We start from the raw sequence: 22,032 nt of genomic DNA, 5'->3' as shown, positions 1-22,032 counted from the left end.
GGAAATCTACGTTGTAAAGGGCGCGGCTCGAATGCCAAAACCGCCAACCGGCACAGCCGCAGCTCGACCTGTTCGGTCCCGCCTCACTCGCCGGCGGCTTCGCCCGGGAACCCGGTCATGTCATGGCCAGCCAGATATCCTCGGCGCCGTTGCGGCCACGGTTACGGGCCCGGCCGTGACATGACCGACGACGCCGGGAGATCCGGCTCCGCCTCGTCGGACGGATCGTCAGACAGCTCCTCGGACAGCTCCTCGGACAGCTCCTCGGACGGATCCTGGGATGGCCCCCCGAGGGCACGCCTGCGTTCGACGAGACCGGAGAGCAGGTTCTCCCACCGGGCGCCGATGACGTCGAGGTCGTAGCGGGCGGCGGTGGTCAGGGCGTTGGCGCCCATCTCGCGGCGCAGGTCCTCGTCCTCGATGAGGGTGCTGATGGCGTCGGCCATCGCGTGGATCTTCTGCGGCTTCACCAGCAGCCCGTCGCGGCCGTGGCTGATCATCTCCTTCGGGCCGGTGGGGCAGTCGTAGCTGACGACCGGCACACCCTTGCTCATCGCCTCCAGGATGACCATCGGCATGCCCTCGTGGCGGGAGCTCAGCACGAACATCGAGGCGTCCGCGAGGACCGCGCCGACGTCGTCGGCCGGGCCTTCGAGGAACACCCGCTCCGTCAGGCCGCGCTTGTCGATCGCCGCCTGGAGCTTCTCCATCCGGGGACCGCCGCCGTAGATCCGCAGCGTCCAGTCCGGGTGCCTCTCGGCGACGTGCGCCCACGCGCGAATGAGCAGGTCGTAGCCCTTACCCCAGGTCAGGCGGCCCACGGTGACCACGGTCTTGGCGGTGAGCGGCGAGACGCCGCCCCCGAGGCGGGGCGTCGCGTTGGGCACCTGGGCCAGCACGGCCGGGCGCTCCCTGCGGGCCTTGTCGAAGGACCGCTCGTAGGTACGCAGATCGGCCTGCGTCAGAGTGACCACCGCGTCGTGCCTGCCGTACCGGCGGACGATCTGGCTGCGCACCAGCGGCTGGTGCGAGGACAGGTTCCCGTGCTCCTGGGCGACGGTGATGATCTCCGGGGGCGCGAAGCGCGCGGCGATCAGGTTCAGGCCCGGCCGGGTGCCGATGACGATGCCGCGACGGCGGGACCGGATGTAGCGGACCAGTTTGAGGTCGGTGCGCAGGGTGAACCAGTGGTAGGCCGCCTCGTCCTTCGGCACGAGCCTGCTGGGGAAGCGGGACAGCAGGCCCTTACGGCGCGGCAGGCGGTCGTCGAGATAGCGGACGCGCACCCCGGGCGGGACGGGGAAGGAGGGCTCCTCACGCTCCCGCACGACGCTGACGATCTCGACGTCATGCGTGCGGGCCAGGTGCCCGGCCAGGTTGAAGACCGTCCGGACCGTGCCGCCCATGCCGTTGGCGTGCAGCAGCAGGATGCGGATCTCGCGACCGTCGGGCGGCGGCGCCGACCTCGCACGACGCCGGTCACGGGCCTCCAGAGCCCTGACCACCACCCTGGCCCCGATTCTGCGTAGAGAAACCACAATCACGCCCCGTCCGTGTCGGTGAAGATCCCCTTCCCTATGACGTCATCGGCAGTTCATCTGTTGCTGTGATGTGGGTCACTTACTTCAATGTCGGCCGGAAAGCCGATATATCGTCGTCCGCTTCCGGGGTGCATCCTCCAGGAGGGTGAGCAGCTCGTGCACGCCCACCGGCTCGAACACGCCGTCCGGCAGGTAGGAGCAGGCCCGGTCGGGCACCCCGGTGAGGACCACCCCCGATGCCCTGGACAGGAAGGGGGCGACCCGCAGGGCCAGGGGCCTTTCGTAGAAGACGTCTCCGGCGAGCACGACCTCCTCGTCCGGCGCGCCGTCGAGCAGGTCGCCGCCGAGGACCCGTACGGCGACGCCGTTGGCGGCGGCGTTGAGCCGCACGGCCGCCAGCGCGTACGGGTCGACGTCGTTGGCCACGACCAGGGCGGCGCCGGCCAGCGCGGCGGCCACGGCGACCAGCCCCGACCCGGTGGCGAGGTCGAGCACGGTCCGGCCGTGCACGGTCTCCGGGTGATCGAGCACGTGGCGCGCGAGCGCCTGCCCGCCGGCCCAGGGGTACGCCCAGAAGGGCAGCCCCCCGGCCCGTTCCCAGATCTCGTACAGCTCGGCGTGCTCCTCGCCGTGAGCGCCGTGAGCGCCGTGAGTGCCGTGAGTGCCGTCGTCGACGGCCAGGCGCAGCCGGATCTCCGGCACGTACGGCACGGCCGCCGGCCTGGTGTGCGCGCGGACGAACGCCTCGGCGTCCAGGTCGTTCAAGTCGTTCGCGTCGTTCAAGTCGTTGAGAGCGTGCAGGTCGTGCCCCATGCCGGGCGATCGTAGCGTCACCCGGACGAAACGCCGCGGGGCCGCCCGTACGCCGAACCCCTATTGGCAACTCATCGTAAATCGCGGTCCTGGAAACGGCTAACGATCTTCATCGTTGGGGACAACGTCGGCACATACCTTGCGTTCTGGGAGTGTTGCGCGATGGCCTGGTCGCAGGACGAAGAGCGGATGCTGGCGATGATCGAGCGGCACCTCACGGACGAGGACCCGAAGCTGGCGGCGAGGCTCGAGTCGTTCAACCACCGTGCCAGTCAGCGTGCCGGCCACCGCGCGGGGCGGGGCCGGGAGGGGCGGGGCGCCGCCCGCCGCCGGCCGGGCCGCTCCACGCTGATCATCGCCGTGAGCTGGCTGCTCATCGCCACGCTGATCGCGACCCTGCTGGTCATGGCCCTGCGGCACGACGCCGCCGCGTTCCCCGTGTGACGAAACCGGCTACAGGGCCTTACCGACTACAGGGCCTTGAGGAAGTGCGCGGCGACCGGGGCGGCCACGTCGCCGCCCATGCCGCCGGCCTCCACGACGACGGCGAAGGCCAGGTCGCCGCGGTAGCCCATGAACCAGGCGTGCGATTCGAGCGTGGGCCCGGTGCCGAACTCGGCGGTCCCGGTCTTGCCCGCCGTGCCCGAGGGCAGCCCCGCCTTGCGGGCGGTGCCCTTGCTGACCACCGCCCGCATCATCGAGCGCAGGCCCTTCACCACCCCGCCGGGCAGTTCCCGGGGAGCCTCGGTCTGCTTGCGGGAGGGCACCAGCGTGGGCGGCCGCCAGGAGCCGTCCGCGACCGCCGCGGCCACGGTCGCCATGACCAGCGGGCTCGCGGTGATCCTGCCCTGGCCGAACGACTCGGCGGCCAGTTCGGCGTCGCTGGTGGCCTTCGGCATGCTGCCGGGCGTGGCCGGGACGCCGATGCGCAGCGGCTGGTTGAACCCCAGTTCGGTGGCCAGGTCGTACAGCTTCTCGGCCCCCAGCTTCTCGGCGGCGAGCGGGGCGAAGGTGGTGTTGCACGAGTGGGCGTAGGAGTCCAGGAACGACAGCGACCCGAAGGCCTCGTGGTCGGAGTTGCGGATCTTCATGCCGCCGACCACGGCCTCTTTGGGGCAGGTCACCCGGCTCGACGGGGTCAGCCCCTCGGCCAGCAGCCCGGCCGCCGTGATCGTCTTGAAGGTCGAGCCGGGGGCGTACTTGCCGTCCAGCGCGCGGTTGAACCCGCCCTTGTTGTTGACGACCGCGAGGATCTCGCCCGTCGAGGGTCGTACGGCGACGAGTGAGGCGGGCTTCGGCAGGTCGCGCACCGCGTCGGCGGCGGCGTGCTGCACCTTGAGGTCGAGGCTGGTCGTCAGGTCGCGGCCGGGGGAGCCCTTGATCGAGTGCAGGGTCTTCCGGCTCGGTCCCACCGCCTGGATCTCGGTGGTGGGGGTGCCGGCGAGCTGCTTCTGGAAGGTCTCCTGCAGGCCGGCGCGCCCCACGGGGTCGTTCTTCTTGTACGCGCTGCCCAGCTTGCCGAGGTCGTCGTCGCCGGCCTTGTCGAGGTAGCCGACGAGCTGCTGCACCGAGCCGCCCACGTCGCCGCCGTCGATGCGGTCGCCGTTGGCGTCGGTGATCGACGCCCGCTGCGGCCATGACGTCTTCAACGCCAGGTGCGTGTTCCCGTCGAGGGAGGGATGGACCGCGGCGGGCGACCAGTCGACCTTCCAGTAGTGGTCCTTCACGACGAGCCTCAGCGAGCCCTGGTAGGTCCAGTCGCCGACGTCCTTGAGGCTCGCGGTGGCGGTGAACGACGCGGTGGCCCGGTCGTCCTTCGCCTGGCCCGCCCGCACGTCCCGTACGGCGACCTTGACGGCCCCCAGGTTCTTGGTCAGCTCCGCGTACGCCGCGTCGAAGCCGGGCGCGGGGGAGGCGAGCTCGGCCTTCATGGCCGTGAGGTCGCCCCGGGACCAGGCCGAGGCGAAGCGCGTCGCCGTCTCCTGCGGCGTGCCGCGCGTGTGCAGCACGTAGTAGGCCCCTCCGGCGGCGCCCCCCGCCACCACGACGGCCGCGGCGGCCGAGATCGCGACAGTTCGTCCTCGCGGCACAGGTACCCCCAGTCACGCCCGTGTCCCTTGGTCGGGACCAGAGCCTAGCGGGGCCTGATCAGTTGTTCACACCCCCGTTTCGCCGGCGCCCTTGACGCTCGCGCCGTACCGGGGCACGTACTCCTGGCCGGACAGGCGCTGGATCGCGGCCATGACCTCGTCGGTCACCCGCCGCCGGTCCCGGGCGCTGCCGGGGTCGCCGGTGAAGGTCATCGGCTCACCGAACCGCACGCCGATGCGGCGCAGGCGCGGCACCGACGCGCCGGGCGGCAGGACCTTGTCGGTGCCCAGCATGGCCACGGGCACGATCGGCGCGCCGGTGGTCAGCGAGAGCCAGGCGACGCCGATCTTGCCGCGATAGAGGCGGCCGTCGGGGGAGCGGGTGCCCTCGGGGTAGATGCCGAACAGCTCGCCGGCCTTGAGGACCTCCACGGCGGCGTCGAGCATGTCCTGGGCGGCGGTGACGTTCTCACGGTCGATCTCCACGGCCCCCATCGCCCGCATCCACTCGGCCGCGAGGCGGTTGCCGGTGAAGTACTCCTTCTTGGCCACGAAGCGCACCATGCGGGGCACCAGCGCCGGCATGAAGAACGAGTCGAGCACGGAAAGGTGGTTGGAGGCCAGGATGGCGGGCCCGTGCGCGGGGACGTGCTCGCGTCCCTCCATCCGCGGCCGCCACAGCAGGTGCATGACGGGAACGCTGACGGCCTTCAGGGCGGAATAGAGCACGGCCTCTCCTTCTCAGCACCACCGGACTCGGACTCGGGCTCGGACTCGGCTCGACGGACATACCCTAGGCCGCGCCGGGTGCCGTTCAGGTGTACGCCCCCTGCAACACACCCTCCCGTGTTTTGTACGGCATCGCCAACACTTCGCTGTACCTACTAGTATGTACAGCATGAGCACACCGGATCGCCTGATCGAGAGCACGCGCGAGCTGTTGTGGGAGCGCGGCTACGTCGGGACCAGCCCGCGGGCCATCCAGCAGCGGGCGGGAGCGGGCCAGGGCAGCATGTATCACCACTTCTCCGGCAAGCCGGACCTCGCGCTCGCCGCGATCGGCCGTACGGCCGGGGAGATGCGTGCGGGGGTGGAGGAGATCCTGTCCGGGCCGGGCACGGCCGCCGAGCGCGTCTCCGCCTACCTGCGGCGGGAGCGGGAGGTGCTGCGGGGCTGCCCGATCGGCCGGCTGACCCAGGACCCCGAGGTGATGGCCGACCCGGCGCTGCGGCGGCCGGTGGAGGAGACCTTCGCCTGGCTGCGCGACCGGCTCGCGGCGGTGCTGGCCGAAGGACGGGACCGCGGCGAGATCGGCGCCGGGCTCGACCCCGCCGCCACCGCGTCCGCCGTCGTGGCCGTGCTGCAGGGCGGATACGTCCTGGCCCGCGCCGCGGCCTCGCCGGAGCCGTTCCACCAGGCCGTCGACGGGCTGCTCGCCCTGCTGTCCCCCTCCCGACCCTCCTGAGGAGCCCCGGCGTGTACGCCATGCAGTACGACATCACCCTGCCCGCCGACTACGACATGACGGTCATCCGGGAGCGGGTGGCGACGCGCGGGCACGCCCTCGACGACCGGGCCGGGCTCGGCCTCAAGGCCTACCTGATCCGTGAGCGGGGCGTGGCGGGGTCGCCGGTGAACCAGTACGCCCCGTTCTACCTGTGGCACGACGCCGGACGGATGGGGGAGTTCCTGGTCGGCGGCGGCGGCTTCCAGGGGATCGTCGCCGACTTCGGGCGTCCGGCGGTGCGGCAGTGGTCCGGCCTCGCCGTCGAGCCCGGCCCGGCGCGGGGAACGGCCCCGCGGGCCGCCTCCCGCCTCGTCACTTCCTTGCCCGAGACCGCCGACCTGACGGCGTGCGTCGCGGAGGCACTGGCGGGCCTGCGTGCGCTGGGCGGCGTCGCGGGCCTGCACACCGCCGCCCTGGCGCTCGATCCCGGTCGCTGGAGGCTGATGACGTTCGCCCTGTGGGAGCGGGAGGCGCCGGGCTCCCACGGCGACACCGAACACTACGACGCCGAACACTACGAGGTGCTGCACGTGTCCGCGCCCGGCCTGGCGCTCCTGCGCGAGGGCCGGGCCTGGTGACGGGCCGACGGACTGTACAGCCCCAAAAGACGACGCCCCGCGAGACAGGGTCTCGCGGGGCGTCCACGTCGAGGGCCGATGTGGCGGTCGCCTCCTCGGCGGAATGCACAACACGGCTCCAGCCGAACGGTATTCCGTGAAGGCGGTGTTTGCGGCCCGGGGGACACAAACCACATCGGCCACAACCGACTCTAGCCGACGCCGGCCCCTGCTTTCTCCCACCCCCTATTCTCGGGGGGTGAATCTCATCGAAACCGACAGGCTGGTGCTGCGGCGCTGGCGCGAGGACGACAAGGAGCCCTTCGCGGCGCTGAACGCCGACCCGGTCGTCATGGAGCACTTCCCGGCCACGCTCACCCGCGAGGAGAGCGACGCGCTCGTCGAGCGCGTCGAGGCGGTGTTCGAGGAGCGCGGGTTCGGCTGGTGGGCGGTCGAGGCGGACGGCGTGTTCATCGGCTTCACCGGGTTGCAGGTGCCGAGGTTCGCCGCGCACTTCACGCCGTGCGTGGAGATCGGCTGGCGGCTCGCCAGATCCGCCTGGGGGCACGGGTACGCCACCGAGGCCGCGCGGGCGGCCCTGGAACACGGGTTCGGCACGCTGGGGCTGACCGAGATCGTCTCGTTCACGGCGGTGCCGAACGTCCGCTCGCAGGCCGTGATGCGGCGTCTGGGGATGACCCGCGACCCGGGGGAAGACTTCGACCATCCGGTGCTTCCCGAGGGGCATCCGCTGCGCCGTCACGTGCTCTACCGCGTACGAAGGCCAGCGTGCTGAGCAGGGCGAGCACCGCGATCACCGACGCGCCGGCGAACGCCGAGGAGGTGCCGCGCGCCATCGACTCCGCCCCGCCGCCGCCCGCGGCCGCGTGATACAGGGCGACCAGCACCGCGAGGCCGAGGGACCAGCTGGTCCACTGCAGTGTCTGGAACACGCCGGCCCCGGCGCCGGAGTCCTCACGGCGTACGCCCGACAATGCGGTGACGCTCAGCGAGACGGTGGTGAGCCCGGCGCCGGCGCCGAGCAGCACCAGCGGGCCGAGTACGCCGGTCAGGTAGCCGCTGCCGCCGGTCAGCCGGGAGAGCCACAGCAACGCGGCGGTGACGAAGGCGATCCCGGCGGCCATCACCGGGCGGGCGTCCCATCGCGTGATCAGCCGGCCGGCGAGGCGGACCACGCCCATCAGCACGACGGTCATGGGCAGGAACGCGAAGCCCGACGCCACCGGGCCGTAGCCGAAGCCCTCCCGCAGATACCGGGTGAGGAAGTAGACGACCGCGAAGACGGTGCTCGGCACCAGAAGGGTGTTCACGTACGCCCCGGCCCTGCGCCGGTCGGCGAACAGCCGCAGCGGCATGATCGGCTGTTCGGCCCGGGCTTCGATCAGAGTGAAACCGGCGAGCAGCAGCGAGGCGGCGGCGAAGACGGCGATGGTGACCGGGTCGCCCCAGCCGGAGGTGGCGGTGCGGATCACTCCGTAGGCCAGCCCGGCGACGCCGGTGGTCGCGGTGACCGCGCCCGCGAGGTCGAACCGGCCGGGGTGCCTGTCCGTCTCCCGTACGAAGACCGGGGTGAGGGCGAGGATCGCCGCGCCGACGGGCACGTTCACGAAGAACACCCAGCGCCAGGAGCCGGCCGAGGTCAGCACGCCGCCCGCGAGCAGGCCGAGGGCGAGGCTGGCGCTGGAGACCGCGGCGAACACGCCGAGCGCCCGGGTCCGGCGGGGGCCGTCCTCGTACGCGGACATGATCAGCGACAGCACGTTCGGCGAGGCCATCGCGCCGCCGGCGCCCTGCAGCGCGCGGGCCGCGACCAGCCACCACGAGTGGGTGGCGAGACCGCCGACCAGTGAGGCCGCGGTGAACAGCAGTACGCCGGAGGCGAACATCCGGCGACGGCCCAGCAGGTCGCCCGCGCGGCCGCCGAGCAGCAGCAACCCGCCGAACGCGAGGGTGTAGGCGTTGAACACCCAGGCGAGGCCGGTCTGCGTGAAGTGCAGCCGCGCCTGGATCTCGGGCAGGGCGATGTTGACGATGGTGGCGTCGATCCCGACCATCAGCTGGCAGGCGAGCACCACGGCGAGCACGATCGCCGGCCGTCCGGTCATGTGAGCCTCTTCCAGGGGAGACGGGCAGGTGCTCCAGGCGTGGCCACGTCCTGGTCAGGCGCCCACTACGATATGGGCGACCCGCCCACTTTGTAAATGGGCGACCCGCCCACTTATTGGAGGCCGACGATGCCCGCGGATCACGCGAAGGGACTGCGCTCCGACGCCCGGCGCAACGTCGAGCGTCTGGTGGAGATGGCGACCCGGGTCTTCGAGGAGCAGGGGCCGGAGGCACCGCTCAGCGAGGTCGCGCGGGCGGCGGGCGTGGGCACGGCCACGCTGTATCGCAGGTTCCCCACCAGGGAGGCGCTGCTCGCCGCGGTGTACGCCGGGCACGTCCAGGCGCTCGCCGTCCGCGCCGACGAACTCGCGGCCTCCTCCGAGGACCCGCTGGCGGCACTCGTCGGCTGGCTGCACGAGTTCGCCGGTCTGCTCATCGAGCACCGCGGGATGAAGGGACTGATCACCGGCCGGTACGACGGCGAGGCCGAGCTGTTCCGGAGCTGCCGGAGCAGCCTGTCGCGGGCCGTCGACTCACTGTTGCGGCCCGCGCAGGAGGCCGGCCTGATCCGCCCCGACGTCGACGCCGAGCGCGCCCTGATCCTGGTCAACGCCGTGGTGCTGGCCGCGGGCCAGGCGGGCGAGGGCCGGGACGAGACCGGCCACCTGATCGACCTGGTGATCTCCGGCTTCCGTGCCCAGTGTTGATCATTTTGCTGGTTTGGCAACGGGATTTGCGATGAGTCGTGCCTGTCCACACGATGAGGGGCATGACGACGCACGGGTTCGACAGGGACTATTGGGAGCGGCACTGGCGGCAGGGGCGGGACGGGGGGCCGGGCTCCATGGGCGGCAACCCGCCGAATCCGTACCTCGCTCGTGAGATCGGCGGTCTGGCGCCGGGCACGGCACTGGACGCGGGGTGCGGCGGCGGCGCCGAGGCGCTCTGGCTCGCTTCGCACGGCTGGGAGGTCACCGCGGCCGACATCTCGTCCGAGGCCCTCGCCCGGGCCGCCGACCGCGCGGCGGCGAGCGGGGCGGGCGAGCGCGTGCGGTGGGTGGAGGCGGACCTGGGCGTCTGGGACCCGGACACGCGGTTCGACCTGGTCATGACCCACTACGCCCATCCCGCGATGCCGCAGCTGGCGTTCTACGACCGCATCGCCGGATGGGTGGCTCCCGGCGGCACGCTGCTCATCGTGGGGCACCTGCACGCCACCGGCTCCGGCGGACACGGTGAGCACGGCGGACACGGCGGACACGGGGGGCACGGGGGGCACGGGCATCACCCGCCGGCCGAGGCGTCGGTCACCTCCGCCGCCGTCGTCGCTCGCTTGGACGGCGTGGAGTGGGAGATCGTCACCGCCGAGGAGCAGGCGCGTACGCTCTCCGGCCATGGTGGCCCCCTTCACGACGTCGTCGTGCGCGCCGTCCGCCGCCGGTGACCACGCTCAGCCGGGGGCGCCGGGGACGCGGAGCCGGTCGACGGCCTCGCGGCGGCGGCGCTCGGGCCGCCGGTCGTACCGCGCGGTGGTGGCGGGGGAGGCGTGGCCGACCAGGGCCTGGGCCGTGGCGAGATCGACCCCGGCGTCGAGGAGTTCGCCGATGAACGTGCGCCGGAAGTCGTGCGGGGTGCGGGGCGAGGCCCCGGCGGCGGCCAGGCGGCGCGAGACGATGTCGGCGATGGCCTGGCCGGTCATGTGGGCCAGGCGCAGCCGCCCGGCCTTGTTGATCGGGCAGAACAACGGCCCGGCCGCCCGGCCGCGTACGGCGAGCCACAGGCTCAGGCGCTCGACGGCCTGCGGGGTCAGGTAGACGAGCCGTTCCTTGTCGCCCTTGCCACGTACCCGCAGGGAGCGGGCGTGCGGGTCGAAGTCGGCGAGCCGGAGCCCCGCGATCTCGGCCCGGCGGCAGCCGCTGGAGTACAGCGCCGCCAGCATGGCGCCGTCCCGGCGGCCGGCGGGGGAGTGGTCCTCGTCGCACACCTCCAGCGCGGCCGCGAGCGCCTCGGCCTCGACGTGCCGTCCCGCCGGGACGCGCGTGTGCTTGTAGGCGGGCAGGTCGGCGGCGCGCTGGTAGTCCTCGCCGCTCATCAGGCCGAGCCGCCACGCCTCCTTGAGCACGCGGCGCAGCGCCACCAGGTGCTTGTTGACGTGGGAGGGGGACCACCCCTGCTCGCGCATCAGCGTACGGAGGCGGACCGTGTGCTCGTAACGCAGCAGTTCCCAGGGCTGCCCGGCCCCGGTGGCCTCGGGGTCACCGGTGACGAGGCGGGCGATGCGGTCGAGGCAGCCCTTCATCGTGCGCCGGGACTCCGGGCTCTGCAGCGCGCCGAGATACACCTCGTACGGATCGGGTGTGGAGGGTGCGGGGACGCGCCGCTCGGGAACCGCGGGGATGCTCATCGGCCCCGATCATACTATGAATCTACAATGTAAAGGCGCTCGGGTTTTTGCACAACCATCAAGCGACAGGATCAGAAACCTCACCAGCAGGGGAACCGCTTCGAAAAAATCTCGTGCCGTGTGTCGAGAATGTGGCGTCGGCTCCGTCCCAAGGGCATGAGCGGCCGAACGGGCCGCACGACGACGAAGGAGAAGCACGATGAAATACCTGCTCCTGAAGCACTACCGCGGTGGCCCGGCTCCCATCGTCGACTACGGGTCGATCGACCAGTGGAAGCCGGAGGAGGTCGACGCGCACGTGCAGTACATGCGCGACTTCGCCGCCCGCCTGGAGGAGACGGGCGAGTTCGTCGACGGCCAGGCGCTGGCGCCTCAGGGCACGTTCGTGCGGTACGACGGCGAGGGGCGCCCACCCGTGACCGACGGGCCGTTCGCCGAGACCAAGGACCTGATCGCCGGGTGGATGGTCATCGACGTGGAATCGTGGGACCGCGCGGTCGAGCTGGCCGGGGAGCTGTCCGCCGCTCCCGGGCCCCGAGGCGAGCCGATCCGCGAGTGGCTGGAGGTCCGGCCGTTCCTCACCGAGCCGCCCGTGGTCACCGAGTGAACGAGTCGCTGCTGCGGGAGCTCGTGCCCGCGGTCATCGGTGTCCTCGTCCGGCGCGGAGCCGACTTCGCGTCGGCCGAGGACGCCGTGCAGGAGGCCCTGATCCGGGCGCTGGCGACCTGGCCGGACGATCCACCGCGCGATCAGAAGGCGTGGCTCGTCGCGGTCGCGTGGCACAGGTTCCTCGACGCCACCCGGGCCGAGGCGTCGCGGCGGGGGCGGGAGGTGGCCGTACAGGCCGAGCCTCCCGCCGGTCCGGCGCCCGCCACGGACGACACGCTGCGGCTCTACTTCCTGTGCGCGCACCCCACCCTGCCGCCGGCCTCGGCCGTCGCCCTGACGCTGCGCGCGGTCGGCGGCCTGACCACCCGGCAGATCGCGGCGGCGTACCTCGTCCCCGAGGCGACCATGGCGCAGCGGATCAGCCGGGCGAAGCGGAAGATCGCGGGGCTGCCGCTCGACCAGGCTGGGGATCTCGGGACGGTTCTGCGGGTGCTCTACCTCGTCTTCAACGAGGGGTACGGCGGAGACGTCGACCTGGCGGCCGAGGCGATCCGGCTCGCCCGTCAGCTCGCCGCCCTGACCGAGGAACCCGAGGTCGCGGGGCTGCTCGCGCTCATGCTGCTGCACCACGCCCGCCGGGCGTCCCGCACCGGCCCGGGAGGCCGCCTGGTGCCGCTCGCCGAGCAGGACCGATCGCGCTGGGACACCGGCCTGATCGCCGAGGGGGTGACGATCCTGCAGACCGCGCTGGCCCGTGACCGGCTGGGCGAATACCAGGCGCAGGCCGCGATCGCCGCGCTGCACGCGGACGCCCCAGCCGCCTGCGAGACCGACTGGGTGCAGATCGTGGAGTGGTACGACGAGCTGCTCCTTCTCACCGGCAGCCCGGTGGTGCGGTTGAACCGCGCGGTGGCGGTGGGGGAGGCGGACGGGCCGCAGGCCGGCCTGGCGGCGCTGGCCGGCGTGGACCCCGGCCTGCCCCGATATGCCGCGGTGACGGCGTACCTGCACGAACGCGCCGGCGACCTGGAGCGCGCGGCCGAGCTGTACGCCGAGGCTTCGCGTGCCGCCGCCAGTGTGCCGGAGCGCGACCACCTCACCCGGGAGGCCGCGCGGGTGCGGCAGCTGCTGCGGCGCTGATCAGGAGGGCGGGAGGTTCACAGGGTTTTGGTGAGTCCTCCGTCGATGACGAAGTCGGCGCCGGTGACGTTCCCCGCCCGGTCGCCGGACAGGAGCAGCACCAGGTCGGCGATCTCGTGTGGGTGGGTGAACCTGCCGGTTTCGGCCTGCGCGGCGGTCTGCTTGGCCACCGCTTCCGGGTCGGCGCCGCTCGCGCGGGCGACGGTGGCGGCGACGCCTTCTTTCCCGAGCCACAGGTCCGTGGTGACCGGGCCGGGACTGATGGTGTTGACCCGGATGCCGTGGGCCCCGACCTCCTTCGACAGGGCCTTGGAGAAGTTGGTCAGGGCGGCTTTGGCGGCGCTGTAGTCGATCACTCCTGGGTCGGGCAGGAAGGCGTTGACCGAACTGATCGTGACGATGTTGCCGTGCCCGGCCGCGAGCATGGCCGGCAGCGCGGCGCGGGTGGTGCGCACCGCCGCCATCAGGTTGAGTGTCAGGCTGTGCAGCCATTGTTCGTCGGTGACGTTCAGGAACCCCGTCAGGCGCGGCGTGACCGCGCCGACGTTGTTGACCAGGATGTCGAGGCGTCCGTGTGCCAGCGCGGCGGCGACGAGGTCGGCCGGGCCCGTGGCGGTGGCGAGATCGACCTCAACCCCCTGCACGCTTCCTCTTCCGCCCAGTTCTTTCAGTTCGGGGGTGCTTCGGCGTGATCCGGCGACGACGTGGGCTCCCTCCTCGACCAGGGCCCGGGTGACGGCCAGGCCGATTCCCTTGCCGGCGCCGGTCACCACCGCGACCTTGCCCTGCAGTTCCATGTCCATGGGACCCCTTTCGGCGCCTTCAGCGTGCCTGTAGGTCGTTCCTGGCGAGCCAGGTCAGGCAGGCGTCGGCGATCTCACGCCAGCCGTGGTCGATGGTCAGGGAGTGGCCGCGGTCGGGGAACTCCTGGAAGTCGGTGATCGCGGTGGAGTCCCGGTACTGCTTGAGCGTCGCCTTGGTGACGGTCTCGGGGACGGTGTGGTCCTTGCCGCCGGCGATCAGGAGCAGCGGTCCCCGGGCGTTGTTGCCGGTGTCGACCTTGGCGGAGGAGTGGGGGGAGAAGTTGGCGGCGGCGGCCTCGAACAGCGGCTTGCCCGGTGCGGGGATGGTCCAGCGTTCGTAGAGTTCGGCGGCCTCCTGAGCCGGGATGGCGTTGCCGAACGCATAGGTGAACTGGTCGAGGGTGAGGGAGACGGCCCGGTGCTTGTTGGCCGGGTTCTTGAACACCGGCAGGGTCGAGCGCAGCGCCGACAGCGGCAGCGGCAGCACGCCCTTGATCTGCGCGGCGTCGATCGCGATCGCGGCTCTGGCCAGGTCCTGCCCGAGCAGTTTTTCGGCGATCATGCCGCCGAAGGAGTGGCCGATCAGGATCGGCTTGACGTCCAGAGCGTTGATGATCTCCGTGTAGTGGGCGACGACGTCGTCGATGCCGTGGTCGGCGATGCTGTCGGGGTCTTTCCGGGACAGTTCGACGCTTTCGCCGTCACCCGGCCAGCCGGGGGCCGTCGCGTCGTAGCCGGCGGCCGTGAACAGCTCGATCCAGGAGGACCAGGAGGTGGCGTGTAGCCACAGGCCGTGGATGAAGATGACGGGAATGGCCGGTGCGGTCATCGGCTGCTCCTCTGCGTGTGCTCGACCGCCTGGGTCGCGGCGGCGGTATGAATGTGGGTGACCAGGGCCTCACCGTAGGAAGGCCTCCGCGCACCTCGCTAGCGTCACATGACTGCGTCACCGAGCGTCACCCTAGGGTCACCCGAGCGAAGCGGTGAGTTCAGGCTGACGCGCGCAGGGCGGTGCTCAGCGCCGATCGCGAGGTGATCCCCAGCTTGGGGAAGATCCTGTAGAGGTGGGAGCTGACGGTTCGATGGGAGAGATAGAGCTTCTCGCCGATCTCCCGGTTCGTCAGGCCGTCGGCCGCCATCTGGGCGATCTGGAGTTCCTGCGCGGTCAGCACGTCGCGCGCTTCACTGATGCGGCTGCGGCTGCTCTCGCCGGAGGCCCGCAACTCCTGACGCGCTCGCTCGCTCCAGGGGATCACCCCCAAGGCGTCGAACGTCTCGCGCGCCATGCGCAGGGGCGCCCGCGACTCGGCCGTACGCCGCTGGCGCCGTAGCCATTCCCCGTACGCCAGGTGCACCCGGGCCCGCACGAAGGGCCATCGCCGCAGGTCGGCCGCGAGCGCGGCGGCGAAGAAGGGCTCTGCCGCCGCCTCGTCGGCCAGAACGGCCCGGGCGTAGCGCAGGTCGGCGTGCAGGGCCGGCGACGGTGTGGTGAGCGCCACCGTCTCCAGTTCCTCGATGATGCCGGCGATCGCGCGGCCTTGACCGCTGTGCGCCGCGGCGTCCGCGAGTTCGGCGACGGAGAAGCAGCGCAACGCCAGGTGGAAGGCGGGATCGGCGGGGTCGTGCATCCGTCGCAGATGGTCGAAGGCGTCGGCGTAACGTCCCTCGCCCAGCGCGGCGAGCCCGCGCGCGAGTTGCACCGTGGCCAGAACGGGGCGGGCTCCGACGGGCAGGGCCACCTGCTCGGCCGCCATCCCGAGGATCTCCACGCGATCCTGCTCGCCGCGTAGCGCGGCGAGCACCGCGCCCGAGGCCTGGGCGATGGCGTGCATCAGCGGCTGGGAGGTCTCGTGCGCCAGACGGGCGGCCTCCTCGGCCGCGGGAATGGCCACGCTCAGGTCGGCCAGCCGGGCCGCGCTCCACGCCTGTGCTCCGAGGTCCCGTGCCAGGAGGCTGAGCCGGCCTTGCGCGCGCAGGACGGGCAGCGACGCGGCGCAGAATTTCTCTGCCAGGTCGAACGCCCCCACCATCAAGGCCGAACTGCCGAGGAGGCGGGCGGGCGGGCGGCCGCCGGTCGGGTGGGCGGCCAGATGGCGTAGCCGCTCGATCACGACCTTGCCGCGCTCGATCGGAGCCGCGAACGCCAGGACCGTCAGCAACCGCCCGTCCAGATCGTCGACGGGCAGGGCCTCGGCCACGGTGACGACGCGTTGCCGGGCCCGCTCGTCGGCATGAGCCCAGAAACATCGCAGGGACGCACTGGACAGGAGCTTCAGCGCGAGATCGACGTCTCCCTGAGCCGCCATGCTCTCGGCGAGGTCGGCCAGTGAGTGCGCCGCCGCGCTGTCGTCGCGGATGCCGTCCTCGAAGCTCTCGCGGATCCACACGATACGGGCCCGCTGCCGGGGCGACAGCCGCAGCCGCTCGCCTTCGCCCAGCAGTCGCACGACGATGTCGCGCCGTCCCATCTCGGCCGCGTACTCGGCGGCCAGGACCAGCCGTTCGCACCGGTGATCGGGGTTCTCGCTGAGCCTGACCGCGTGCTCCAGCGCCGCGACGGCCGACAACAGGTCGCCCCGGCGTCGTACGCTTCCGGCCGCGGTCTCCAGTTCGGCGGCGATGGTCTCGTCCGGCTTGGGGGTGGATGCCGCGCGGTGCCAGAGGCTGCGGTCGGGGCGGCCGGTGAGGACGCCGGCCAGGGCGGCGTGCGCGGCGTGCCTCTGGGAGACGCTCGCGCCCTGGTAGATGGCCGAGCGCATGAGCGGGTGCCGGAACGTCACTTCGGTCTCGTGCACGTCGACCAGCCGTACGGCGACGGCGGGAGCGAGATCGTCCGCGGTGACGGGGAGACCGGTGATCAGCGCGGTGGCGTCGAGGGTCTCGGAAAGGGTGGTGCCGTCGTTGAGCGCGGCCACCAGCAGCGTGGTCCGGACGGCCGGTGGCAGCCCCGACATGCGGCCGGTGAATGTCTGTTCCAGACGGGTGGTCAGCGGGAGCCACCCCGGCGGCAGGGGCTTTCTCCCGTTTCGCGTATCCGCGGTGATCGGCAGTTCGACGAGGGCGAGGGGGTTTCCCGCGGCCTCCCGCAGCAACCGTGTGCGCACCGCCGATGTCAGGGTGGGGCTGTGCGTCTCCAGCAGGGCGGTCGCGGCGGCGTCGTCGAGCCGATCGAGGAGCAGCTCCGGCAGCCCTGCCCTGTCGAGCGGGCTCTGGAAGCCGTCGCGGATGGCGGCCAGCAGCAGGATCGGTTCCGAGTCCAGCCGCCGCGCGACGAACGCGAGCACGTCGGCGCTGGCGCGGTCGAGCCAGTGGGCGTCCTCGACCAGGAGCAGGACGGGCGAGCGGGCGGCGGCCTCGCCCAGGAGGTTCAGCGTGGCCAGGGCGATGAGGAACGGGTCCGGCACCCGGACGTCGGTCAGCCCGAACGCTGCTCCCAGCGCGTCACGCTGCGGGGTGGGCAGCTCCGCGAACTCGGTGCGAAGCGGAAACAGCACCTGATTGAGACCGGCGAAGGGCATGTGTGTCTCTGATTCCACGCCGGCCGTCCGCAGGATTCGCATGCCATGTGCGGCCGCGAGCCCGGCCGTGTCCAGCAACAGGGCCGTCTTCCCGATTCCCGCCTCGCCGCGCACCAGCATCGCCCCGCCGGTCATGCGGACGCCGTGCACGAAATCTCCGAGACGCCGCTGTTCGGACTCCCGCCCGAAAAGTGAGGGTGTGGCGTCAAGGGTGGGGGTGACGAGAGTGGTGACGAGGGGACCGCCGGGGACGAGCACCAAGCCGGCGTCGTTAACGAGGGTCAAAGGATTCCGGCCTTTCGCTGATGCGCTCGATCGGGGGCGGACGTCGTCAGGCGGCGGCTTCGCGGATGAGGTCGGCGACCGTGGCGGGCTGGGAGACGTGGACGGCGTGGCCGGCGATGACTTCGACGACCTTCGCTCCGGCGCGCTCGGCCATCATGCGCTGGGCCGGCGGCGGGATCATCCGGTCCTCGGTCGCGACGAGGTACCAGCTGGGCTTGTGCCGCCAGGCCGGTTCGCCCTGGTCAGGGGCGAACGCGGCGATGTACACCAACGACGTGACGTTGGGGTGCGTGCCGGCCTCGCTGATGACGACCCCGCCGTAGGAGTGGCCGACCAGGACGGCCGGGCCGTCGAGGCCGTCCAGGACCCGGCGGGTCGCCGCGACGTCATCCTCCAGCGACAGCGTCGCGTTCCGCACGATCTGGTTCTGGACGATGTGGTTCTGGACGATGTGTGCGCGCAGTCCTGCCCTGGTCAGCTCCTCGTGGACACCCTGCCAGCCCGATCCGTCCACGAATCCACCGTGTACGAGCACGATGTTCCTGATGGTGGTCATGGTCGCTCCCGAGCTGGGCGGACAGGCTCGGAGCCCGTCCTGGTGCTCTCCATCCAAGTCGCGCGCACGCGGCCCGGCCACGCAGAACAGGACGCAGAAGTAGCGCGGAGACCGTCAGGGAGCGGCGTTCGCCAGTTCGTGGCAGCGGGTGCTCGCCTCGGCGTCGCCGACGGCCTGGTACACCTCGGCCGCCCGCGCGTAGGCGTGGCGGCTCTCGCCGGTCCGCTCCTCCTCTGCCAGCATGGCCGCCAGCGTCTCCAAGGAGCGGGCCTGCGGGACGGGCAGCTGGACCTGCTCCATGAGGCTGATCGCCTCGGTGAGCTTGGTGATCGCCTCGGCCCGGTCGCCGAGCAGTCCCAGGCATTCGCCGACGCGGGCCAGCGCGATCGGCCGGATGACCGCCGCGACGCTCGGTGTCGCCCCCGAGCGGTCGTCGTCCAGCAGGGCCAGCAGGTCGAGGTACTGCTCCAGTGCCCTGGCGTGGTGTCCGGCATCGCGAAGGCAGGTGCCGAGGGCGCCGAGAGAGTGGCAGTAACGATCGATGTCGCCGTTCTTCTTGTGTATCTCCGCCGCCCGGGTCTCCGACGCGATGGCCTCGTCGAGCCGCCCGAGCCGTCGAAGCGCGCCCCCCGCATGGTGGAGGGCCAGGGCGACCTGCGCTGTGGCACCACCGCGGGTGGCCAGCTCCGTCGCCTGGGCCGTGTAGCGCAGTGTGGTCTCCGGGTCGTCCCGTGGCAGCAGATGGACCCAGGCCAGCATGTTCAGCAGCACCGCCTGCCGGGCCGGATCGCCCAGGGCGGCGGCGGCCTCGGCGCCGAGGGTGAAGACCTCGTACCAGTGCGGCGCGTGCATCCACCGGTCGGAGAACCAGTCCATCGACTCGGCGCAGTCGAGGACGGCGGCGTACCGGCCGATGCTCGCCCCGTGACGTAACGCGCCCAGCCAGTTGTCCGCGTTCACACGCAGCCAGTGGTCGGCCTCCTCCGGGGAGGACAGGCCGGTGGTGTCGGGGCCGGCGTGACCAGGATCACCGTACCCGGGTTCGAACCACCGTCCGGCGGTCGTCGCCATCCGCAGCAGCCACGATGTCATCGCCTCGGTGAACGCGTCGCGATCGGCCGCGGGCTCCTCCTGCTGAAGCCGGTCGCGGGCGAACAGCCGGACCAGGTCGTGGAAGCGGTAGCGGCCCGACGTGCTGTCCTGCAGCAGACCGAGGTCGACGAGTTCGTCGAGGGCGTCCCATGCCCCCTCGATCGATGTGCCGCCCACCACGGCGGCCAGGGCGGCGTCGAAGTTGCGCCCCGGCACCAGGGCGAGACGGCGGAAGACCCGCCGCGGCGCGTCGGCCAGCTGCTCGTAGGACAACCCGAAGGCGCTGGCGATCTTGAGATCGCCGGCGCTGAGCTGGTCGAGGCGGCGCTCCTCGTTCGTCATCCGGGCGGCGAGGTCGGCGGCGTTCCAGCCGGGCCGGCTGACCAGCCGATTTCCGGCGATCCGGAGCGCGAGGGGCAGACCGCCGCACATCTGTGCGAGTTGCGAGACGGCCGATCCGTCGTCCGAGGTGCTGCGGTCCTTGAGGATTCCCGTCAGCAGCTCGGTGGCTTCGAGCAGGGGCAGGGACCCGAGACCGAGTCTGCGCACTCCTTCCAGGCCGGCCAGCAGGCGGCGGCTGGTCACCAGGGCCTTGCCCGCGCCGCCGCCCGGCAGCAGCGGCCGGACCTGCTCCTCGGAGGCGGCATTGTCGAGCACGATCAGCACGTGCCGGTCACGCAGCAGGGACCGGTAGAGGGAAGCGCGCCCGGCGACGTCGCGCGGGATCTGCTGCTCCGCCGTGCCGAGTGCGCGAAGCAACATGCCCAGGGCGTCGTCGACGGCCAGGGGCTGTGGGGACATACCGAACAGGTCGAGGAAGAGCACCCCCTTGGGGAAGTCCGGCCTCAAGGTGTGGGCGGCGCGGACGGCCAGCGTGGTCTTGCCCAGCCCGGCGGAGCCGGTGATGAGCACCACACTCGCGTTCTCAGCGCCTAGGAGCTCGCTGATCCAGGCCAGTCCTGCGGCCCGGCCGGTGAAGTCGTCGACGGAGCGCGGCAGCTCGCACAGCCCGGTCGGGCGGTCCCAGTGATCGCGCAGGCGGCCCTCGCGCGCCAGCTCGACGAGCTGTTTGCGGTCGGCGTCCGTCAGGCCGAGGGCGTCGGCCAGTGCGGTGACGGTCCGATGCTGGGGGCCCTTGCTGCGTCCGCGTTCCATGTCCGACAGCGTCCGTGCGCTGACTCCCGAGGCCTCGGCGAGCTTCTCCAGTGTCAGACGCGCCGCGTGCCGATGACGGCGCAGCACCTCGGCGAAGCTGGGTGGGGTGGTGATCGGGTGCTCCTACTCCGCGAAGCAATGGAGATCACCCACAGCTTACGGGGAAGACCTGTGCCCCATAGCGCTCGGTGACGCAGTCAGGTGACGCACGCGCGGCAGGCGGGCCGGTTTCTACGGTGTGCCCCATGAACGCAGATCGCGCCACAGGCAGCGATGCCACGGCGTCCACCACCCACTCGAGTAGGCGAACCTTCCTCGCCCGAGCAGCCGTCACATCGGCGCTGCCCCTGGCCGCCGGCCTGCTCGGGGCCGGTGAGGCGCGGGCGTCCGGCGTACTCCCCGACTACGCGCCCATCCCCGAGGCGTCGAAGGGCCCGGCGCTCAACGACAGGGGCTACTTCGTCGGCCGGATCGACGGCGACCTGCACTGGGTCACCGACTCCTCCTACCAGGCCATGTTCCTGACCACGCGCCAGGGCGTCGTCCTCGTCGACGCGCCACCCACCATCGGGCACAACCTGCTGCGCGCCATCGAGGAGGTCACCCGGGCGAACGGCCGTCCCCGGAAGGTGACCCACCTCGTCTACTCCCACTCGCACGCCGACCACATCGGGGCCGCCTCGATCTTCGGCAGGGACGTCGTCCGCATCGGACATACCGAGACCGCGAGATTCCTGCGCCGGGACGCGGACCCGAACCGGCCGGCGCCCACGCTCACCTTCGACGACCACCACGTCCTGGAGGTCGGCGGCGAGCGTCTCGAACTGGCCTACCACGGCCCCAACCACTCACCCGACAACATCTTCGTCTACGCCCCCCAGCAGCAGACGCTGATGGTGGTCGACGTGCTCTATCCCGGCTGGGTGCCGTTCAAGAACCTCGCCGTCTCCCAGGACATCCCCGGCTGGCTGCGGGCCCACGGCATCGCCTGAGCTATCCGTGGCGCACCCTCGTCGGTGGTCACCTCGGCCGCCTCGGCACCCGCGCCGACGGACACCTGCAACAGCGATACCTGGCCGACCTGCAGACCAGCGTCCGTGACACGGTCTCCAGCCTCGACCCGGCGCCGTTCTTCGCCAGGTACGGTCCAGCCGGCAACTCGTGGGCGGTCTTCGCCGCCTACCTGAACGCGGTCGCCGAGCAGGCCGCCGCCCCGGTCATCGCCGACTACCTCGGCACTCTGGCCGCCGCCGACGTGTTCACCAAGGACAACGCCTTCGGCCTGCTGGAGTCCATGCGAATCGACACCGGTCTGCTCGGCCCCTTCGGCATCCGTCCCTGACTGCGCCGCAGATGTGCGTGGTCAGGGGAGGTGGCGGCGTACCCATTCGGGGTCGGGGTTGACGTGAGGGCTGCCGGCGACCACGACGGTCGGCACCGTCTCGTCCCCGCCGGTGGCGGCGCGGACCGCCGCCGCGCCCTCGGGGTCCCGCCAGATGTTCACCCAGTGCAGCCGCCGGGCGTCGCGGGCGAGGCGCAGCCGGAGCCGGAGGCAGTAGCGGCAGCCCGGGCGCCAGTAGACGATCGGGCGGCCGTCGGCCTCGCTGCGGCGCCGTGCCTCGGCCGCGCCGATCGATCTCGGGAACGCCAGGGGAGACAGGAGGGCGGCGGCGAACAGAAACAGCAGGAAGAGCGTGACGGCGCCGCCGGTTGACCCCTGGGCCGTCTGCCGGAACGCCGAGGCGATCCCGCAGGCCAGGAAGACGACCGGCAGTGTCCATCCGCGCACCATGGTGGTCACGCTATCCGGCGGTTCTCCCGCGCCGCAAAAGTTG

The 22,032-nt window shown here is 71.8% G+C and carries 20 protein-coding genes and 1 pseudogene; 9 read left to right on the top strand and 12 right to left on the bottom strand.

Annotated elements, in window-relative coordinates:
* Positions 1-161: 161 nt before the first annotated feature.
* Together Mam01_RS23365 and Mam01_RS23360 are read right to left on the bottom strand one after the other, a co-directional pair.
* Positions 162-1,505: a glycosyltransferase family 4 protein gene (locus Mam01_RS23365; protein WP_239101540.1), complete on the bottom strand. Its 1,344-nt coding sequence runs from the start codon at positions 1,503-1,505 to the stop codon at positions 162-164.
* Between the two features lie 120 nt (positions 1,506-1,625).
* A complete protein-coding gene (locus tag Mam01_RS23360) occupies positions 1,626-2,354 on the bottom strand; it encodes a class I SAM-dependent methyltransferase (RefSeq protein WP_204287355.1) in 729 nt (242 codons plus the stop codon).
* Positions 2,355-2,516: 162 nt separating this feature from the next.
* Here Mam01_RS23360 and Mam01_RS23355 point away from each other — a divergent pair, with 162 nt between their 5' ends.
* On the top strand, positions 2,517-2,798 hold the full coding sequence (locus tag Mam01_RS23355) for a DUF3040 domain-containing protein (RefSeq protein WP_204287354.1): 282 nt from the start codon (positions 2,517-2,519) through the stop codon (positions 2,796-2,798).
* 26 nt (positions 2,799-2,824) lie between these two features.
* Here Mam01_RS23355 and Mam01_RS23350 read toward each other — a convergent pair whose 3' ends face one another.
* Together Mam01_RS23350 and Mam01_RS23345 are read right to left on the bottom strand one after the other, a co-directional pair.
* Positions 2,825-4,444 carry a penicillin-binding transpeptidase domain-containing protein gene (locus Mam01_RS23350; protein ID WP_204287353.1) on the bottom strand — a complete coding sequence of 540 codons (1,620 nt, stop codon included), beginning with the start codon at positions 4,442-4,444 and terminating at the stop codon, positions 2,825-2,827.
* Positions 4,445-4,510: 66 nt separating this feature from the next.
* Entirely contained in the window at positions 4,511-5,134 is a 624-nt protein-coding gene (locus tag Mam01_RS23345) for a lysophospholipid acyltransferase family protein (RefSeq protein WP_150934510.1), read from the bottom strand.
* 208 nt (positions 5,135-5,342) lie between these two features.
* Here Mam01_RS23345 and Mam01_RS23340 point away from each other — a divergent pair, with 208 nt between their 5' ends.
* The 3 genes from Mam01_RS23340 to Mam01_RS23330 all read left to right on the top strand — a co-directional run bounded on the left by Mam01_RS23340 (position 5,343) and on the right by Mam01_RS23330 (position 7,304).
* Complete coding sequence (locus tag Mam01_RS23340) at positions 5,343-5,909, top strand: TetR/AcrR family transcriptional regulator (protein WP_204287352.1); 567 nt, start codon at positions 5,343-5,345, stop codon at positions 5,907-5,909.
* A gap of 20 nt (positions 5,910-5,929) precedes the next feature.
* Complete coding sequence (locus Mam01_RS23335) at positions 5,930-6,529, top strand: DUF4865 family protein (RefSeq protein WP_239101551.1); 600 nt, start codon at positions 5,930-5,932, stop codon at positions 6,527-6,529.
* A 238-nt stretch (positions 6,530-6,767) separates the two neighbouring features.
* Positions 6,768-7,304 (top strand): GNAT family N-acetyltransferase, encoded by a 537-nt coding sequence (locus Mam01_RS23330; RefSeq protein ID WP_239101539.1) that lies wholly within the window; start codon positions 6,768-6,770, stop codon positions 7,302-7,304.
* Between the two features lie 130 nt (positions 7,305-7,434).
* Here the strand turns inward: Mam01_RS23330 and Mam01_RS36855 are convergent.
* A pseudogene (locus tag Mam01_RS36855) lies at positions 7,435-8,634 on the bottom strand (MFS transporter); the annotation flags it as partial.
* Between the two features lie 129 nt (positions 8,635-8,763).
* On the opposite strand from Mam01_RS36855, the gene Mam01_RS23325 reads away from it, so the two are divergent.
* The gene (locus tag Mam01_RS23325) at positions 8,764-9,342 is read left to right on the top strand and encodes a TetR/AcrR family transcriptional regulator (protein WP_204287349.1); all 579 of its coding nucleotides are present in this window, start codon (positions 8,764-8,766) and stop codon (positions 9,340-9,342) included.
* Between the two features lie 62 nt (positions 9,343-9,404).
* Positions 9,405-10,079: a class I SAM-dependent methyltransferase gene (locus tag Mam01_RS37395; RefSeq protein WP_204287348.1), complete on the top strand. Its 675-nt coding sequence runs from the start codon at positions 9,405-9,407 to the stop codon at positions 10,077-10,079.
* A 6-nt stretch (positions 10,080-10,085) separates the two neighbouring features.
* On the opposite strand, the gene Mam01_RS23315 is transcribed toward Mam01_RS37395, so the two are convergent.
* A complete protein-coding gene (locus Mam01_RS23315; RefSeq protein ID WP_204287347.1) occupies positions 10,086-11,039 on the bottom strand; it encodes a tyrosine-type recombinase/integrase in 954 nt (317 codons plus the stop codon).
* A gap of 199 nt (positions 11,040-11,238) precedes the next feature.
* Here Mam01_RS23315 and Mam01_RS23310 point away from each other — a divergent pair, with 199 nt between their 5' ends.
* Together Mam01_RS23310 and Mam01_RS23305 are read left to right on the top strand one after the other, a co-directional pair.
* On the top strand, positions 11,239-11,646 hold the full coding sequence (locus Mam01_RS23310) for a YciI family protein (RefSeq protein ID WP_204287346.1): 408 nt from the start codon (positions 11,239-11,241) through the stop codon (positions 11,644-11,646).
* On the top strand, positions 11,643-12,788 hold the full coding sequence (locus Mam01_RS23305; RefSeq protein ID WP_204287345.1) for an RNA polymerase sigma factor: 1,146 nt from the start codon (positions 11,643-11,645) through the stop codon (positions 12,786-12,788). The genes Mam01_RS23310 and Mam01_RS23305 overlap by 4 nt, the downstream gene beginning before the upstream one ends.
* A 17-nt stretch (positions 12,789-12,805) precedes the next feature.
* Here Mam01_RS23305 and Mam01_RS23300 read toward each other — a convergent pair whose 3' ends face one another.
* The 5 genes from Mam01_RS23300 to Mam01_RS23280 form a co-directional block, all read right to left on the bottom strand.
* Complete coding sequence (locus Mam01_RS23300) at positions 12,806-13,591, bottom strand: SDR family NAD(P)-dependent oxidoreductase (protein ID WP_204287344.1); 786 nt, start codon at positions 13,589-13,591, stop codon at positions 12,806-12,808.
* Positions 13,592-13,610: 19 nt separating this feature from the next.
* Complete coding sequence (locus Mam01_RS23295) at positions 13,611-14,420, bottom strand: alpha/beta hydrolase (protein ID WP_204287343.1); 810 nt, start codon at positions 14,418-14,420, stop codon at positions 13,611-13,613.
* 160 nt (positions 14,421-14,580) lie between these two features.
* Positions 14,581-17,394, bottom strand: coding sequence for a helix-turn-helix transcriptional regulator (locus tag Mam01_RS23290; protein ID WP_204287342.1), 2,814 nt, complete (start codon positions 17,392-17,394; stop codon positions 14,581-14,583).
* A gap of 46 nt (positions 17,395-17,440) precedes the next feature.
* Positions 17,441-17,950 (bottom strand): alpha/beta fold hydrolase, encoded by a 510-nt coding sequence (locus Mam01_RS23285; RefSeq protein WP_204287341.1) that lies wholly within the window; start codon positions 17,948-17,950, stop codon positions 17,441-17,443.
* Between the two features lie 114 nt (positions 17,951-18,064).
* Positions 18,065-20,284 carry an ATP-binding protein gene (locus Mam01_RS23280; RefSeq protein ID WP_204287340.1) on the bottom strand — a complete coding sequence of 740 codons (2,220 nt, stop codon included), beginning with the start codon at positions 20,282-20,284 and terminating at the stop codon, positions 18,065-18,067.
* 158 nt (positions 20,285-20,442) lie between these two features.
* On the opposite strand from Mam01_RS23280, the gene Mam01_RS23275 reads away from it, so the two are divergent.
* Positions 20,443-21,189, top strand: coding sequence for an MBL fold metallo-hydrolase (locus Mam01_RS23275; protein ID WP_204287339.1), 747 nt, complete (start codon positions 20,443-20,445; stop codon positions 21,187-21,189).
* Between the two features lie 371 nt (positions 21,190-21,560).
* Here Mam01_RS23275 and Mam01_RS23270 read toward each other — a convergent pair whose 3' ends face one another.
* A complete protein-coding gene (locus tag Mam01_RS23270) occupies positions 21,561-21,989 on the bottom strand; it encodes a glutaredoxin domain-containing protein (protein WP_204287338.1) in 429 nt (142 codons plus the stop codon).
* Positions 21,990-22,032 lie beyond the last annotated feature (43 nt).

Origin of the sequence: Microbispora amethystogenes (assembly GCF_016863015.1) — a bacterium.
In the GTDB taxonomy this organism is placed as follows: domain Bacteria; phylum Actinomycetota; class Actinomycetes; order Streptosporangiales; family Streptosporangiaceae; genus Microbispora; species Microbispora amethystogenes.
Note: the sequence above shows the minus strand (reverse complement) of the source record. Positions and strands in the feature narration are given on the sequence as shown.

Excerpts from the sequence above, each read along its gene's own strand:
- Mam01_RS23310 (WP_204287346.1), top strand. The coding sequence starts at position 11,239 with ATGAAATACCTGCTCCTGAAGCACTACCGCGGTGGCCCGGCTCCCATC.
- Mam01_RS23360 (WP_204287355.1), bottom strand. The coding sequence starts at position 2,354 with ATGGGGCACGACCTGCACGCTCTCAACGACTTGAACGACGCGAACGAC.
- Mam01_RS23345 (WP_150934510.1), bottom strand. The coding sequence starts at position 5,134 with ATGCACCTGCTGTGGCGGCCGCGGATGGAGGGACGCGAGCACGTCCCC.
- Mam01_RS23270 (WP_204287338.1), bottom strand. The coding sequence starts at position 21,989 with ATGGTGCGCGGATGGACACTGCCGGTCGTCTTCCTGGCCTGCGGGATC.
- Mam01_RS23295 (WP_204287343.1), bottom strand. The coding sequence starts at position 14,420 with ATGACCGCACCGGCCATTCCCGTCATCTTCATCCACGGCCTGTGGCTA.
- Mam01_RS23315 (WP_204287347.1), bottom strand. The coding sequence starts at position 11,039 with ATGAGCATCCCCGCGGTTCCCGAGCGGCGCGTCCCCGCACCCTCCACA.
- Mam01_RS23325 (WP_204287349.1), top strand. The coding sequence starts at position 8,764 with ATGCCCGCGGATCACGCGAAGGGACTGCGCTCCGACGCCCGGCGCAAC.
- Mam01_RS23275 (WP_204287339.1), top strand. The coding sequence starts at position 20,443 with ATGAACGCAGATCGCGCCACAGGCAGCGATGCCACGGCGTCCACCACC.
- Mam01_RS23285 (WP_204287341.1), bottom strand. The coding sequence starts at position 17,950 with ATGACCACCATCAGGAACATCGTGCTCGTACACGGTGGATTCGTGGAC.
- Mam01_RS23335 (WP_239101551.1), top strand. The coding sequence starts at position 5,930 with ATGCAGTACGACATCACCCTGCCCGCCGACTACGACATGACGGTCATC.
- Mam01_RS23340 (WP_204287352.1), top strand. The coding sequence starts at position 5,343 with ATGAGCACACCGGATCGCCTGATCGAGAGCACGCGCGAGCTGTTGTGG.
- Mam01_RS23355 (WP_204287354.1), top strand. The coding sequence starts at position 2,517 with ATGGCCTGGTCGCAGGACGAAGAGCGGATGCTGGCGATGATCGAGCGG.
- Mam01_RS37395 (WP_204287348.1), top strand. The coding sequence starts at position 9,405 with ATGACGACGCACGGGTTCGACAGGGACTATTGGGAGCGGCACTGGCGG.
- Mam01_RS23300 (WP_204287344.1), bottom strand. The coding sequence starts at position 13,591 with ATGGACATGGAACTGCAGGGCAAGGTCGCGGTGGTGACCGGCGCCGGC.